The sequence below is a fragment of the Variovorax paradoxus genome, assembly GCF_009498455.1.
Taxonomy (GTDB): Bacteria; Pseudomonadota; Gammaproteobacteria; order Burkholderiales; family Burkholderiaceae_C; genus Variovorax; species Variovorax paradoxus_H.
This window is the reverse complement of sequence record NZ_CP045644.1, coordinates 6,375,461-6,390,015: the sequence shown is the minus strand read 5'-3', so window position 1 is coordinate 6,390,015 and position 14,555 is coordinate 6,375,461. Positions and strand designations below refer to the sequence as shown.

13 protein-coding genes and 1 tRNA gene are annotated in these 14,555 nt (G+C 67.0%); 10 read left to right on the top strand and 4 right to left on the bottom strand.

What is annotated here, in order from left to right:
* Positions 1 to 93: 93 nt before the first annotated feature.
* Positions 94 to 1,542: a M20/M25/M40 family metallo-hydrolase gene (locus tag GFK26_RS29595; protein ID WP_153285097.1), complete on the top strand. Its 1,449-nt coding sequence runs from the start codon at positions 94 to 96 to the stop codon at positions 1,540 to 1,542.
* A 62-nt stretch (positions 1,543 to 1,604) separates the two neighbouring features.
* Here GFK26_RS29595 and ggt read toward each other — a convergent pair whose 3' ends face one another.
* Entirely contained in the window at positions 1,605 to 3,656 is a 2,052-nt protein-coding gene (gene ggt / locus GFK26_RS29590) for a gamma-glutamyltransferase (protein WP_228121806.1), read from the bottom strand.
* Positions 3,657 to 3,815: 159 nt separating this feature from the next.
* On the opposite strand from ggt, the gene uvrC reads away from it, so the two are divergent.
* From uvrC to GFK26_RS29575, 3 genes are read left to right on the top strand one after another with little or no spacing between them, the layout of a single operon-like run.
* On the top strand, positions 3,816 to 5,789 hold the full coding sequence (gene uvrC, locus GFK26_RS29585; protein WP_153285096.1) for an excinuclease ABC subunit UvrC: 1,974 nt from the start codon (positions 3,816 to 3,818) through the stop codon (positions 5,787 to 5,789).
* 57 nt (positions 5,790 to 5,846) lie between these two features.
* A complete protein-coding gene (pgsA, locus tag GFK26_RS29580) occupies positions 5,847 to 6,413 on the top strand; it encodes a CDP-diacylglycerol--glycerol-3-phosphate 3-phosphatidyltransferase (RefSeq protein WP_056583051.1) in 567 nt (188 codons plus the stop codon).
* Positions 6,410 to 7,297 carry a DMT family transporter gene (locus GFK26_RS29575; protein WP_153285095.1) on the top strand — a complete coding sequence of 296 codons (888 nt, stop codon included), beginning with the start codon at positions 6,410 to 6,412 and terminating at the stop codon, positions 7,295 to 7,297. Before pgsA ends, GFK26_RS29575 begins: the two co-directional genes overlap by 4 nt.
* 20 nt (positions 7,298 to 7,317) lie before the next feature.
* On the opposite strand, the gene GFK26_RS29570 is transcribed toward GFK26_RS29575, so the two are convergent.
* Positions 7,318 to 8,280 carry a LysR substrate-binding domain-containing protein gene (locus GFK26_RS29570; RefSeq protein ID WP_153285094.1) on the bottom strand — a complete coding sequence of 321 codons (963 nt, stop codon included), beginning with the start codon at positions 8,278 to 8,280 and terminating at the stop codon, positions 7,318 to 7,320.
* 70 nt (positions 8,281 to 8,350) lie between these two features.
* On the opposite strand from GFK26_RS29570, the gene GFK26_RS29565 reads away from it, so the two are divergent.
* The 6 genes from GFK26_RS29565 (at position 8,351) to GFK26_RS29540 (ending at position 13,714) form a co-directional block, all read left to right on the top strand.
* Positions 8,351 to 9,262 carry an alpha/beta fold hydrolase gene (locus tag GFK26_RS29565; protein ID WP_153285093.1) on the top strand — a complete coding sequence of 304 codons (912 nt, stop codon included), beginning with the start codon at positions 8,351 to 8,353 and terminating at the stop codon, positions 9,260 to 9,262.
* A complete protein-coding gene (locus GFK26_RS29560) occupies positions 9,259 to 10,344 on the top strand; it encodes a tartrate dehydrogenase (protein WP_153285092.1) in 1,086 nt (361 codons plus the stop codon). The genes GFK26_RS29565 and GFK26_RS29560 overlap by 4 nt, the downstream gene beginning before the upstream one ends.
* A gap of 212 nt (positions 10,345 to 10,556) precedes the next feature.
* Positions 10,557 to 10,829, top strand: a complete 273-nt coding sequence (locus GFK26_RS29555; RefSeq protein ID WP_007830705.1) for an HU family DNA-binding protein — start codon at positions 10,557 to 10,559, stop codon at positions 10,827 to 10,829.
* Positions 10,830 to 10,858: 29 nt separating this feature from the next.
* Positions 10,859 to 10,934 (top strand) — tRNA-Val (locus GFK26_RS29550).
* Between the two features lie 76 nt (positions 10,935 to 11,010).
* On the top strand, positions 11,011 to 12,930 hold the full coding sequence (locus GFK26_RS29545) for a peptidylprolyl isomerase (RefSeq protein WP_153285091.1): 1,920 nt from the start codon (positions 11,011 to 11,013) through the stop codon (positions 12,928 to 12,930).
* A 109-nt stretch (positions 12,931 to 13,039) separates the two neighbouring features.
* Complete coding sequence (locus tag GFK26_RS29540) at positions 13,040 to 13,714, top strand: histidine phosphatase family protein (RefSeq protein ID WP_153285090.1); 675 nt, start codon at positions 13,040 to 13,042, stop codon at positions 13,712 to 13,714.
* Positions 13,715 to 13,720: 6 nt separating this feature from the next.
* On the opposite strand, the gene GFK26_RS29535 is transcribed toward GFK26_RS29540, so the two are convergent.
* A complete protein-coding gene (locus tag GFK26_RS29535) occupies positions 13,721 to 14,053 on the bottom strand; it encodes a hypothetical protein (RefSeq protein WP_056583458.1) in 333 nt (110 codons plus the stop codon).
* A gap of 92 nt (positions 14,054 to 14,145) precedes the next feature.
* Positions 14,146 to 14,394 (bottom strand): GlsB/YeaQ/YmgE family stress response membrane protein, encoded by a 249-nt coding sequence (locus GFK26_RS29530; RefSeq protein ID WP_153285089.1) that lies wholly within the window; start codon positions 14,392 to 14,394, stop codon positions 14,146 to 14,148.
* Positions 14,395 to 14,555: the final 161 nt, after the last annotated feature.

Sequence of the window (14,555 nt, the reverse complement as noted above, 5' to 3'; positions counted from 1 at the left end):
TGCCCGTCTTCGCGGTCGCTCAGGTGCAGGCGAAAACGCCGTGTGATTGCTATGCTGGCCCTCGCCACAACAACCACCGGAGAGAGCCAGACCATGAGGATGCAGACCCGTCGCCGTTCGTCGTTTTCTTCTTCGCCCTTGACCGTCGCCAAACGCGGCGTGCTGGCGCTCTCGCTGGCCCTGGCCGGCATCGCCGGCGCCCAGGCGCAGACCGCGCCGCTCACCGCGCAGCAGCAGCGCTTCCGCGAGATCTACAAGGAGCTGATCGAGATCAACACCACGCACTCGGTGGGTGACAACACCGCCGCGGCGCGGGCCATGGAAAAGCGGCTGGTCGATGCCGGCTTCGCCGCGGGCGACATCCAGATCTTCGAGCCCTTCCCGAAGAAGGGGAACCTGGTGCTGCGCTTCAAGGGTGACGGCAGCAAGAAGCCGCTGCTGCTGCTGGCCCACATCGACGTGGTCGAGGCCCGCCGCGAAGACTGGAAGACCGACCCCTTCAAGCTGCAGGAAACCGGCGGCTACTTCACGGCGCGCGGCGCCATCGACGACAAGGCCATGGCCGCGGCTCTGGTCTCCGTGCTGGGGCAGCTCAAGCAGGAGGGCTTCAAGCCCAAGCGCGACATCATCCTGGCGCTCACGGCCGACGAGGAGCGCGGCGACGCGCTGAGCAACGGCGCCTTCTGGCTCATCAGCAACAAGCCCGAGCTGCTGCAGGCCGAGTTCGGCATCAACGAAGGCGGCGGCGGCGAGCTGCGCGGCGGCAAGCCGAACCTGCACCGCATGCAGGTGGCCGAGAAGATGTACACCACCTACATGCTCGAGATGCGCGACGTGGGCGGCCACAGCTCGGTGCCGACCAAGACCAACCCGATCTACGCGCTCTCGGCCGGCCTGGAGCGCCTGGGCAACTACGCCTTCCCGATCAAGCTCGCGGACGTCACCAAAACGTACTTCGCACGCAGCGCGCCCTTTGCCACCGGCCAGCTGGCCGACGACATGCGCGCCATCGGCAGCGGCAACCCCGACGCCGGCGTGCTCGAGCGCATGACGGCCAACCCGGCCTACAACGCGCAGCTGCGCACCACCTGCGTGGCGACGATGGTGCAGGCCGGCCATGCCGAGAACGCGCTGCCGCAATCGGCCAAGGCCACGGTCAATTGCCGCATCCTGCCGCACGACGATCCGGAAGAAGTCGAGCGCCTGCTGACCCAGGCCGTGGGCAACGACAAGATCGTGGTGCGCAACATGGGCAAGCCGCTGCGCAGCCCGGCCTCGCCGCTGAACGGCGACCTCGTGAAGACGGTCGAGACGCTCACGCAGCAGATGTGGCCCGGCGTGCCCGTGGTGCCCGCGATGAGCACCGGCGCCACCGACAGCCGCTTCCTGCGCAACGCCGGCATCCCGATGTACGGCGTGACCGGCATGTTCCTGGAGCCATCCGATGCACGCGCGCACGGGCTCGATGAACGCATCGAGATCCAGCGGCTGTACGACGGGCGCGAGTTCCTGTACCGGCTGGTGTCGGAAGTCGCGAAGTAGATAGAGCGAAGTGATCAGGCCGAAGGGCCGGCGCAGCGAAGGCTGCGCCGGCCCTTGGTCGTTCAGGGCGTGAAGCTGTCGCCCAGCACGATGCCTTCGCGGCGCGGGTCTGCGCCGCCGGTCAGCACGGGCTGGCCGCCGACGTTCGTGCGAATGATTGTGCTCACGCCGCTGGACTGCGGGGTCACAGACACCTTGTGACCCAGCCCGATCAGCCCGGCGACCAGCGGGTCGTTGAGGCCCGAGTTGGTCTCGTCGACATTCGGGTGCTCGCCGCCGACGTTGGTGGTCACGGAGTTGGGAGCCCCGAAGTCGACCAGCGACGTGGCCTGTTGCGCATCCAGCCCCCAGTCCAGCGCGCCGACCAGCGTCTTCACCACGTACTGGATGATGTTGCTGCCGCCGGGCGAGCCGGTGCCCATCACAAACTCGCCCATGCTGCCGTCGGCGTTCTTCCTGAACACCAGCGTCGGCGCCATCGAGCTGCGCGGACGCTTGCCCGGCGCGACGCGGTTGGCAACCTTGTAGGTCTGCGGGGGCTTGCCGTACGGTTCGTCCGAGAAATCGGTCAGCTGGTTGTTCAGCAGGAAGCCCTGCGTCATGTGGGCCGACCCCATGCCGCCTTCCACCGTGGTGGTCATCACGACCACATTGCCCTGCTTGTCGACGATGGTGAAGTGCGTGGTGCCGTACTCTTCGGTCTTGTCGATGCCGAGCGGAACGTCGCCAAGATCGCCGGGCTGGGCGGTGCCCATGCTCTTCGCCAGACTGATGAGGCTGGCACGGCCCTGCAGGTAGGGCTTGTTAATCAGGGAGTCGATCGAGCCGTACGGCAGCGGGACGAAGTCGGTGTCGGCCACGTACTTTTCGCGGTCGGCGTACGCCAGGCGCTCGGCCTCACTCACCAGGTGCACGCCCATCACGCTCGGCTTGCCGCCTTCGAGGTCGATGGCGGTCGGCTTGTGCAGGCCGAGATTGAAGGTCTCGAGGATGCCGAGCGTCTGCATCACCGCGATGCCGCCCGAGGAAGGCGGCGACATGCCGCACACGTAGTAGTCGCGATAGGTGCCGCATACCGGATCGCGGCGCTTGGCCTTGTAGTTGGCCAGGTCGGCCAGCGTGGTCTTGCCGGGCGTGATGGCCGAGCCGTCGCTGGCCGCTGTGGTGACACCGATCTTGTCGACGATGCTCTTGGCGATGTCGCCCGTGTAGAAGGCGTTGGCGCCCTGTGTGGCGATGGCGTTCAGCGTCCGGGCATAGGCCGGGTTCGTGAGCTTGGTGCCCAGCGCCTTCGGCGTGCCGTCGGCGTTGAAGAAGTAGGAAGTGGCGTCGGCGTCGCGCTTCAGGTGTGTCGCGGAGCCCGCAATGGCGGTCGCCATGCGTCCGCCGATCAGGAAGCCGTCGGACGCGAGCGTGATCCCGTAGCCGAACAGGTCTTTCCAGGGCAGCTTGCCGTGGTCTTGATAAGCGATGTCGAGCATGCGTACGGCACCGGGCGTACCGATGGAACGGCCGCTCCAGCGCGCGCTGGGCACGGGCGCGCTGGTGTCGGTGGCATCGTCCACATAGCGCAGGTAGTTCTCGGTGGCAGCCGCAGGCGCCGTCTCACGCCCGTCGTACGCCTGCACTTTCTTCGTCGCCGCGTCGTAATGGAGCATGAAAGCACCACCACCCAACCCGCTCGACTGCGGCTCGACCAGCCCGAGCACGGCCTGCACCGCCACCGCCGCATCGACCGCGCTGCCGCCGGCTTTCAGCACGTCGCAGCCGGCGCGTGTGGCCAGCGGGTGGTTCGCGACCACCATGTAGTTCTTGGCGTGGACCAGCTTGTGGCCGGGCACATAGCCCGACGCCGGTTCCGGCGCGGCCGGATCGCCCGGGTCGCCCGAGCCGACGACCACGGAACTGCCGCTGTTCGGAATCTGGCAGCCGTTGTCGGCGGCCGGCGGGGCCGTGGGGCCGGGCTGGTTGGCCGCGTTGATCGCGGCGATGGCCGCGACCAGTGCGGCGTTGTTCTGCGCGTTGTTGTTGCTGTTGCCGCCGCAACCGGCCACGGCCAGGGAGAGCGCGAGGGGCGTCAGGGCCCACCACGCGCGCATGGAGTTCTTCTTCATCAGAGTTTCCCTTTGCTGTTGTTGAAAGACAGGAATGACAACGGGCGCTCCTCGCGCCCGCGCCCATCATGAGCACATTTCGTTCCCGCCCGTGTCGCGTGCGTGCGGGTGTGGCCGGGTTGGCTGCGGGGCCTCGCGCCGCACGCCACAATAGCCGCCATGTCCGACGTGCATTCCGATCAATTGCTCAGTGAAGTCGCGGCCCTGCCGCAGTTGCCGGGCGTCTACCGCTATTTCGACGCGGCCGGCGCCGTGCTGTATGTGGGCAAGGCGCGCAACCTGAAGAAGCGGGTCGCCAACTACTTCCAGAAGAGCCACGGGGGCACCCGCATCGGCCACATGATCTCGAAGATCGTGCGCATGGAGACCACCGTGGTGCGCTCCGAAGCCGAGGCGCTGCTGCTCGAGAACAACCTGATCAAGACGCTCAAGCCGCGCTACAACATCCTTTTTCGCGACGACAAGAGCTACCCCTACCTGAAGATCGCCTCGCACGCGTTTCCGCGCCTCGCCTACTACCGCGGTGCGATCGACAAGAAGCACCGCTACTTCGGGCCGTACCCGAGCGCATGGGCGGTGAAGGAATCGATCCAGCTGCTGCAGAAGGTGTTTCGCCTGCGCACCTGCGAGGACACGGTGTACGCCAACCGCACGCGGCCCTGCCTGCTGTACCAGATCAAGCGCTGCAGCGGCCCCTGCGTGGCGCTGATTTCGCCCGAGGCCTACGCGCAGGACGTGGCCAGCGCCGAGGCCTTCCTCATGGGCGACACGCAACTTGTGCTCTCCAAGCTCGAGCAGCGCATGACGGCGCATGCCGAGAAGCTCGAGTTCGAGCAGGCGGCCGAACTGCGCAACCAGATGTCGGCCATCTCGCGCGTGCTGCATCAACAGTCGATCGAGGTAGCGTCCGACAAGGACGTGGACATCCTCGCGGTCAAGGTGCAGGGCGGCAAGGCCTGCGTCAACCTCGCCATGGTGCGCGGCGGTCGCCACCTGGGCGACCGCGCCTACTTTCCGGTGCACGTGGACGACGCGGCGCAGATCCACCACGGCGAGCTCGATGCCGAAGAGGGCGTCGCTCCGGTGGCCGCCGACCCGATCGAGGTGCAGGTGCTCGAGGCCTTCATCGCCCAGCACTACATCGACGTGCCGGTGCCCGCCACGCTGGTGCTGGGCCGGCAGGTGAGTCGCGCGCTTATCGAGGCCATTTCGCAGCAGGCCGGCGCACGCGTGACGGCGGTGTTCCAGCCGCACGAACAACGCCGTCACTGGCTCGAGATGGCCGAAACGAATGCCGGCCTGCAACTCGCGCGGCTGCTGGCCGAAGAAGGCTCGCAGCAGGCGCGCACCCGCGCGCTGGCCGATGCGCTCGAGCTGGCGTCGGACGACCTGGACAACTTCCGCGTCGAATGCTTCGACATCTCGCACACGGCGGGCGAGGCCACGCAGGCGTCGTGCGTGGTGTTCGCGCAGCACACGATGCAGAACCGCGAGTACCGCCGCTACAACATCGAGGGCATCACGCCCGGCGACGACTACGCGGCCATGCGCCAGGTGCTGCACCGCCGTTACGGCAAGCTGGCCGAGGCGATGGCCGCCGAGACCGAGGCGCTCGCCCCGGGCGACGCGGAAAGCGAAGGGGCCGAGGGCGTCGAGGCGCCGCCGCCCAGGACGCCGGCCGCGCGCATGCCCGACCTGGTGCTGGTCGACGGCGGCAAGGGCCAGGTGTCGATGGCGCGCGAGGTCTTCAGCGAGTTGGGCTTGCCGCTGTCGTTGATCGTCGGCGTCGAGAAGGGCGAGGGCCGCAAGGTCGGGCTCGAAGAACTGGTGTTCGCCGACGGCCGCGAGAAGGTCTACCTCGGCAAGGATTCGGCGGCCCTGATGCTGGTGGCACAGATTCGCGACGAGGCGCACCGTTTCGCCATCACCGGCATGCGCGCCAAGCGCGCCAAGGTGCGCGTGGGCGGCAGCCAGCTCGAAGACATTCCGGGCATCGGTCCGAAGCGCCGGGCCCGCCTGCTGCAGCGTTTCGGCGGCATCCGCGGCGTGGCGGCGGCGAGCGTGGAAGACATTGCGTCGGTCGAAGGCATTGCCACCGACCTGGCCGAGGAAATCTATCGCGCATTGCATTGAAGACGGGATTGCCCCTGGCCTTCCGGCGCTTCACGTGTGCATGACACAATCGCCCGCATGTTCTGGACCCTACCGACCATCATGACCTGGACGCGCATCGTCGCGATACCGTTGATCGTCGGCGTTTTCTACCTGCCGATCAGCGAGCCGATGCGCAACCTGATCGCCACGGTGATGTTCATCGTGTTCGCCGCCACCGACTGGCTCGACGGCTATCTGGCGCGCAAGCTCAACCAGACCTCGTCCTTCGGCGCCTTTCTCGATCCGGTGGCCGACAAGTTTCTGGTGTGCGCCGCGCTGCTGGTGCTGGTGCATCTGCAGCGCGCCGACGTGTTCGTGGCGCTCATCATCATCGGCCGCGAGATCGCCATCTCGGCGTTGCGCGAATGGATGGCGCGCATCGGCGCCGGCAAGAGCGTGGCGGTCCACATGATCGGCAAGGTCAAGACGACCGTGCAGATGGTCGCGATTCCCTTCCTGCTCTATGACGGGCATCTCTTCAAGGTGATCGACACGGGCCTCTGGGGCCAGTGGCTGATCTGGATTTCGGCGGTGCTCACCGTCTGGTCGATGGTCTATTACCTGCAAAAGGCCATTCCCGAGATCCGGGCCCACTCCAAATGACGGCGGCCGTCTCGGCCCGCAACGCAGGCTGGCTGCGGGCGATGCCGGCGGTCTTCGTGCTGATCTGGAGCACGGGTTTCATCGTGGCGCGCTATGGCATGCCCTATGCGCCGCCCCTCAAGTTCCTCGCCGTGCGCTATGCGCTGTCGCTCGCCTGCTTCGGCCTCTGGGTCATGCTCGCGCGGGTGGCGTGGCCGACCAGGCGCGCGCAATGGGGGCATCTGGCGGTCACGGGCGTGTTGATGCAGGCCGGGTATCTCGGTGGTGTCTGGGCTGCGGTGCATGCCGGCATGGGCGCGGGGCTCGTCGCGCTGCTGGTCGGCATCCAGCCGGTGCTCACGGCGGTCTGGCTGTCGTTCAACGGCGGGCGCATTTCGGGCCGGCAATGGGCTGGGCTTGCGCTGGGCTTCGCGGGGCTGGTGCTCGTGGTATCTCGCAAGCTGGGGCAGGGCACAGAGGTCAACGCGCTGACGATGGGGCTGGCCGTGATGGCGCTGCTGTCGATCACGGCGGGCACGCTGTACCAGAAGCGTTTTGTCGCGCCCTGCGACGTGCGCAGCGCCAGCGCGGTGCAGATGGCGGCCGCGCTGCTCGTGACGCTGCCTTTTGCCGCGCTCGAGGCGCAGGCCATCGAATGGAACACCCATTCGATCGGCGCGATGGCGTGGTCGGTGCTGGCGCTGTCGCTGGGCGGCAGTTCGCTGCTCTATATGTTGATCCAGCGCGGCACGGCCACGGCGGTCACCAGCCTGCTGTACCTCGTGCCGCCGTGCACGGCGCTGATGGCCTGGCTGCTGTTCGCCGAACCGATCACCGGGACGACGGTACTGGGCATCGGCCTGACGGCGGTCGGTGTGAGCCTCGTGGTGCGCGCAGAGCGCTGACCGCGCTCTCTTTTCTTCTTTCAGCGACCGCCTGGCTTGGCCGGCTTCCAGGGCTCCGATCGGAACTGCTCGACGAGGTGATCGACCAGCAGGCGCACGCGACGCAGCGTCTTCGGTCGCCAGGGCGCGACCCAGTGGATGTCGGCGTCGGGCATGCCGTGCTGCGGCAGCACGCGCACGAGTTCGCCACTTGCGAGTTGCGGCGCGATGTCCCAGAGGCTGCGCAGCATGACGCCGTGGCCCGCGAGGCACCAGTCGCGCACCATCTCTCCTGAATTGCTCGTGAGCGGGCCCTGCACCCGCACGCGCGCCGTGCTGCCGTCGCGCGCATGGCGCAGCGTCCAGAGCGCGAACTGGCGCGACTGCGCGGCGTCGCCGTTCTCGCGCGCGATCAGGCAGTCGTGTGTGGCCAGCGCCTCCACCGTGGCGGGTGTGCCGCGGCGCGCAAGGTAGTCGGGCGAAGCGGCCAGCACGCGCTGGTTGCGTGCGATGCGGCGCGTGGTCCAGTCGGCGGCGCGATGCTGCTGCACCGCCCACAGCCAGACCGCGCCGTCGTAGCCTTCGGCGCCGAGGTCGGGCAGTTGCTCGGTGAGCAGCAGCTCGACCTGCAGGCCAGGATGCTGCGCCTGGAAGTCGGCGAGCGCCGGGCCGAGCCAGCGGCGGCCGAAGCCGAAGGTGGCCGCAAGGCGGACCGTGCCGATGAGCGCGTTCTGCCGCTCGCCGAGTTCGCTTTCGAGCGCCGCGAAGCCTTCGAGCAGCGTGCGCGCATGCAGGCACACGGCTTCGCCCTCGGCCGTGACGCTGAGCCGGCGCGTCGTGCGGTCGAACAGCCGTTGCCCCAGCCGGGCCTCCAGCGCACCGAGCCGCTTGGTGACGACCGAAGGCACCACGTCGAGCGTGGCGGCCGCGCCGGCCAGGCTGCCCTGGTCTCGGATGGCCAGCACCAGTTCGAGATCGCCGCGTTCCATCGCGTGGGGATTCATGCCAAATCGGAAAGTATGAATTGGCTGATTGTTGCTTGATGGCCGCTGGGGTGCAACGCACAATCGTGGCGTGACGGCCTCTTTCCTCGACTTCCCCCGCTTCGACATCGCCCGCGATGGCGTGCGCATCCACGGTCGCATCGGTGGGCAGGGCGCGCCCTTGCTGCTGTTGCACGGCCATCCGCAGACGCATGCGATCTGGCATCGCGTGGCACCCGCGCTGGCCGAGCGCTTCACGGTGATCGCCGTGGACCTGCGCGGCTACGGCGACTCGGGCCGCCCGCCGGCCGACGCCGCGCATGCGGTCTACAGCAAGCGGGAGATGGCGCGCGACGCGCTGGCCGCCATGCATCACCATGGCTTCGAACGCTTCGCCGTGCTTGCGCACGACCGCGGCGCGCGCGTGGCGCACCGGCTCGCGGCCGATCATCCGGGTGCGGTCGAGCGCATGCTGCTGCTCGACATCGCACCGACGCTGGCGATGTACGAAGGCACCTCCGAAGCGTTTGCCAAGGCCTACTGGCACTGGTTCTTCCTGATCCAGCCGCCGCCGTTGCCCGAGGCGCTGATCGCCTCCGACCCTGTGCGCTACGTGCGCAGCGTGATGGGCGGGCGGCACGCGGGGCTCGCGCCGTTCGCGCCCGAGGTGCTGGCCGAGTACGAGCGCTGCATCGCCATCCCGGGCACGGCCGAAGCCATCTGCGAGGACTACCGCGCCTCCGCCACCATCGACCTCGTGCACGACCGCGCCGACATCGCCGCCGGCCGTCGCCTTGCGCAGCCGCTGCGTGTGCTGTGGGGCGAACACGGAGCGGTGGGGCGCGCGTTCGATGTGCTCTCTCTGTGGCGCGAGCGCGCTGACGAGGTGTCGGGCCGCGCATTGCCTTGCGGCCACTACATCCCCGAAGAAGCCCCCGACGCCCTGCTGGCCGAGGCGCTTGATTTTTTCGTTTCCCCTGAACACCCAGGAGCCACTTCATGAGCACTCACAGAATCGCAGTCATCGCCGGCGACGGCATCGGCAAGGAAGTCATGCCCGAGGGGCTGCGCGTGCTCGATGCGGCAGCGCGCAAATTCGGGATCGACCTGAAGTTCGACCATTTCGATTTCTCGAGCTGGGACTACTGCGAGAAGCACGGCCAGATGCTGCCCGACGACTGGAAAGACCAGATCGGCGGCCACGACGCCATCTTCTTCGGCGCGGTCGGCTGGCCCGAGAAGATTCCCGACCACGTGTCGCTGTGGGGCTCGCTGCTGATGTTCCGGCGCGAGTTCGACCAGTACATCAACCTGCGCCCCGCGCGCCTGATGCCCGGCATCGTCGCGCCCGTGGTGCGCCGCGACGGCACGCCGCGCGCGCCCGGCGAGATCGACATGTACATCGTGCGCGAGAACACCGAGGGCGAATACTCGAGCATCGGCGGGCGCATGTACCAGGGCACGCCGCGCGAGATCGTGGTGCAGGAAACCGTGATGTCGCGCATCGGCGTCGACCGCGTGCTGAAGTTCGCGTTCGAGCTCGCACAGTCGCGGCCGAAGAAGCACCTGACCAGCGCCACCAAGTCGAACGGCATCTCGATCACCATGCCGTACTGGGACGAGCGCGTGGTGGAAATGGCCAAGGGCTACCCGGGCATCACGCTCGACAAGTTCCACATCGACATCCTCACGGCGCACTTCGTGCAGCGGCCCGACTTCTTCGATGTGGTGGTGGCGAGCAACCTGTTCGGCGACATCCTGTCCGACCTGGGCCCGGCCTGCACCGGCACCATCGGCATTGCGCCCAGCGCCAACCTCAACCCCGAGCGCACCACGCCCTCGCTGTTCGAGCCGGTGCACGGCTCGGCGCCCGACATCGCCGGGCAGGGCATCGCCAACCCGATCGGCCAGATCTGGTGCGGCGCGATGATGCTGGAGTTCCTCGGCCACAAGGACGCGCACGACGCGATCCTGGCGACCATCGAGAAGGTGCTCGCGCCCCAAAGCGGCGCACCGCGCACCCCCGACATCGGTGGTCGGGCGAGCACCAGCGACCTCGGAAAGGCAATTGCCGAGGCCCTTTGAAAAGTACGTCGCGAAACGCCCCTAAAATCGCGCGCTCCGCTGGGCTGCAGAGCCTTGTGTCTTATTGACACCCTGCAGACCAGTGGTTGTAATCCTCGCTGGCAGTGCGCTGCCGAGGCGTCAGGCCTGCCATGTTCTTGAGTCGCAACCGTCGCGGCCAGGTCGCAGCTGACGAAAGCCGACCAACTTTATTTCTTCGACAAGGGGCCCTTGTGAACAAGACCGAACTGATTGAGCACATCGCAAAGAACGCCGATATTTCCAAAGCCGCAGCGACCCGTGCGCTCGAATCCACCATTGGCGCCATTCGTACCACGCTCAAGAAGGGCGGCTCCGTGTCGCTCGTCGGTTTCGGCACTTTCGCAGTCGGTAAACGCGCAGCCCGCACTGGCCGGAATCCCCGCACCGGCGACGCGATTAAAATCAAGGCAGCCAAGATCCCGAAGTTCCGTCCCGGCAAGGCGCTCAAAGACGCGCTGAACTGAGGCTGTAGACTCGGAGAGTATTTCAGGTGGGGTGCTTAGCTCAGTTGGTAGAGCGGCGCCCTTACAAGGCGTAGGTCGGGGGTTCGAGCCCCTCAGCACCCACCACCACCCGATGCAAAGGCGAACACCGGTTCGCCTTTTTTATTGCCTTCCGGCGCCCGTCGAAAAAGAGTGTTCAAGCATGTTTGATACCTTCCGCAAGTACAACAAGATCGTGATGATTTTCTTGTTCTTGCTGATCATTCCCTCGTTCGTCTTCTTCGGCGTCGAGCGTTACCAGGGACTCGGCGGCGACGAGAAGGTGGCCCGTATCCAGGGCCACGACATCACGAAGCCCGAGTGGGACCAGCAGCACCGCGTCGAGACTGACCGCATCCGCCAGCAGTCGCCCAACGTCGACCCGACGCTGCTCGACTCCGACGCGCTGCGCTACGCCACGCTGGAACGCATGGTGCGCGATCGCGTGCTAGCGGCTGCAGCGGTCAAGTCCAACGTGTCGGTGTCCGAAGACCGCCTCTCGCGCATGTACGCGCAGGATGCCGGCCTGGCCGCCTTCCGCACGCCCAAGGGTGACTTCGACAGCGAGGCTTTCCTTCGCGCCACCGGCCGCACACCCGCGCAGTACGAAGCCTCGTTGCGCGCCGACCTCGCATCGCAGCAGGTGCTGCTGGGCGTGACCGGCACGAGCTTTGCGCCGCCGGCACTGACCGCGGCCACGGTGAATGCCTTCTACGACCGTCGTGAAATCCAGGTGGCGCGCTTCGCACCCGAGAGCTTCGCGTCGAAGGTCACGGTCAGCGATGCCGACATCGAGACCTACTACAAGGACCACACGGCGCAGTTCCAGGCGCCGGAGCAGGCCAGCATCGAGTACCTCGTGCTCGACCTCGAAGCCGCGAAGAAGAACATCGTCGCGAACGAAGCCGACCTCAAGACCTACTACGAACAGAACACCGCGCGCTTCGGCACCAAGGAAGAACGCCGTGCGAGCCACATCCTGATCACCGCGCCGACCAGCATGTCCAGTGGCGACCGCGCCAAGGCGAAGGCCAAGGCCGAGCAGCTGTTGGCCGATGTGAAGAAGGCGCCCGCCACCTTCGCCGACGTGGCGCGCAAGAATTCGCAAGACCCCGGCTCGGCCGAGAAGGGCGGCGACCTCGACTTCGTCACGCGCGGCGCGATGGTCAAGCCTTTCGAAGACGCGATGTTCGCGCTCAAGAAGGGCGACATCAGCGACCTCGTCGAAACCGAGTTCGGCTACCACATCATCCAGCTGACCGACATCAAGCCGGCCGTGGTGCCGCCTTTCGAGAAGGTGCGCGCGACCATCGAGAACGACGTGCGCGCCCAACAGGCCACGCAAGAATTCGCAAAGGCTGCGGAAATTTTCACGGACACCGTCTACCAGCAACCCGAGAGCCTCAAGCCGGCCGCCGAGAAGCTGAAGCTCACGATCCAGACCGCGACCAACGTGCCGCGCACGCCCGCACCGGGCGCCACCGGCCCGCTCGCCAGCCGCAACTTCCTGCAAGCGCTGTATGCCTCCGACTCGCTCGAGCGCAAGCAGAACACCGAAGCGATCGAAGTCGGTCCGAACCAGCTCGCGTCGGGCCGCGTGACGCAGTACACGGCCGCGCATCCGATTCCGCTGGCCGAGGTGAAGGACAAGATCCGCGCACAGCTCATCACCGAACGCGCCGCTGCTCTGGCCAAGACCGAGGGCGAAGCCAAGCTCGCTGCCTGGAAGGTGAAGGCCGATGGCGCCACCTTCGGTGCGCCGGTCACGGTGTCGCGCATCGATGCACAGTCGCAGCCCACGCCGGTGATCGACGCCGCGTTGCGCGCCGACGGCGCCAAGCTGCCCGCGCTGCTCGGCGTGGACCTGGGCGCACAAGGCTACGCGGTGGTCCGTGTGACCAAGGTCGTGCCGCGCACGCCGCCGACCGCCGAACAGGCGCAGCAGGAAAGCATGCAGATCGCCCAGTCGGTGACCGCCGCCGAAGCCGCTGCGTACTACGAGCTGCTGAAGCAACGCTTCAAGGTCGAGATCCTCGTGCCGAAGCCGGCGGACACGTTGCCGGCCGCTGCAGCAGCGCGCTGATACAGACGAGCAACTGCTGCTCGCAACAAGCCCGGGTCCGACGACCCGGGCTTTTTTTTGGTCGCACGAGGGACAAGCGCCGTTCGCGCTTCTTGCCAGAATCCGGCGCATGGGAACCCTTTACCTCGTGCGCCACGGGCAGGCCAGTTTCGGTGCTGCCGACTATGACAACCTGAGCGAACTCGGACACCGGCAGGCCGTGCGCCTGGGCGAATACTGGCGCGAGCGCGGCATGCGTTTCGATGCCGTCATCACCGGCACGCTGAAGCGCCACAAGCAGACCTGGGAGGGCATCGCGCAGGGGCTCGGGCTGTCACGCGACGATGTGCTGCCGTGGCCGGGACTCAACGAGTACGACAGCGAGGCTGTCATCGCGACGGTGCACCAGGGCAAGCTCGAGAAGCCCGATTCGCCTGAGATGTACCGCCATCACTTCCGTCTGCTGCGCGACGGACTCGGCGCATGGATGCAGGGGCGCACGGCGCCGGTCGGCATGCCGAGCTACATCGACTTCCTGGCCGGCGTGACCACCGCGCTCGACCACGTGCGCGAGCGGCACCACGGCGCGAAGGTGCTGGTGGTGTCGAGCGGCGGACCGATCAGCACGGCGGTTGGCCACGTGCTGGGCACCAGCGCCGAGACGACCATCGAACTCAACCTGCGCATCCGCAACAGCTCGGTGACCGAGTTCGCCTTCACGCCGAAGCGGCACATGCTCGTGACCTACAACACCTTGCCGCACCTCGATGGCCCGGCGTACGAGGGCTGGGTCACTTATTCCTGAGCCGCGTCAGGCTTGCCAGACGCCATAGCCGGCGCGGCGCAGGGCGATGCCCAGGTCGACCTCCATCAGCCGTGCATCGTCATACGGCATCGGGTTGTGGTGTTCGTAGAGCGCGGGCAGCAGCCGCAGGCCGAACTCCTGCACAAAGCGGTTGGCCTGGATGCCGGCCTTGTGCTTGTCGAAACGGATGTCGGGGTCCAGGCCGGTCATGCCGACATAGACGAAGGGCTTGCCGAGTTGGTAGTCGGGGTTGGCGCGCCGGAAGCGGCCGTTGTTCCAGACGCGATCATCGAGTTCGACCACATAGACGTGGTGACGGGCGCGTGGTTTGCGGGGCATCGGCGGGAAGCCTCGCGAGGCTGGCTGAAGAAGTGTGGGGGTTCAGTCAGCCGGAACCGCCGGCCGCGTGGCGCGGCACGGCGTCAGGGGCATCAGCTCTTGCGCTTGATGAGGCCGTAGAGAACCAGCAATACGATCGCGCCCAGTACGGAGGCGATGAAGCCGGCGCCCTGGCCGGCGGTGTACCAGCCCATCGCCTGGCCGAGGTAGGTCACGCCCAGCGAACCTGCAATGCCGATCAGCGTGGTCACGATGAAGCCGGCGGAATCGTTGCCCGGCTTGACGGCCCGCGCCACGAGACCCACGACGAACCCGATCAGGATAGTCCAGACGATGCTCATGAAGAAGTTCCTTTGATGAAGTGAAAGTGGCGGGAGCCGGGCCCGGCCGGGCCGCTCGCATTCATGATAGCGGAGCCATTCGCGCGTCAACGTCGGCCAAGTACATCGGACGGGCGACCGCGAAGTTATGCCCACGGGGCAGGGCGCCTGTGTGGCGGCAG

Coding starts and splice junctions, on each gene's coding strand:
- ggt (WP_228121806.1), bottom strand. CDS start 3,656: ATGAAGAAGAACTCCATGCGCGCGTGGTGGGCCCTGACGCCCCTCGCG.
- GFK26_RS29530 (WP_153285089.1), bottom strand. CDS start 14,394: ATGAGCATCGTCTGGACTATCCTGATCGGGTTCGTCGTGGGTCTCGTG.
- GFK26_RS29540 (WP_153285090.1), top strand. CDS start 13,040: ATGGGAACCCTTTACCTCGTGCGCCACGGGCAGGCCAGTTTCGGTGCT.
- pgsA (WP_056583051.1), top strand. CDS start 5,847: ATGTTCTGGACCCTACCGACCATCATGACCTGGACGCGCATCGTCGCG.
- GFK26_RS29545 (WP_153285091.1), top strand. CDS start 11,011: ATGTTTGATACCTTCCGCAAGTACAACAAGATCGTGATGATTTTCTTG.
- GFK26_RS29560 (WP_153285092.1), top strand. CDS start 9,259: ATGAGCACTCACAGAATCGCAGTCATCGCCGGCGACGGCATCGGCAAG.
- GFK26_RS29575 (WP_153285095.1), top strand. CDS start 6,410: ATGACGGCGGCCGTCTCGGCCCGCAACGCAGGCTGGCTGCGGGCGATG.
- GFK26_RS29535 (WP_056583458.1), bottom strand. CDS start 14,053: ATGCCCCGCAAACCACGCGCCCGTCACCACGTCTATGTGGTCGAACTC.
- GFK26_RS29595 (WP_153285097.1), top strand. CDS start 94: ATGAGGATGCAGACCCGTCGCCGTTCGTCGTTTTCTTCTTCGCCCTTG.
- uvrC (WP_153285096.1), top strand. CDS start 3,816: ATGTCCGACGTGCATTCCGATCAATTGCTCAGTGAAGTCGCGGCCCTG.
- GFK26_RS29570 (WP_153285094.1), bottom strand. CDS start 8,280: ATGAATCCCCACGCGATGGAACGCGGCGATCTCGAACTGGTGCTGGCC.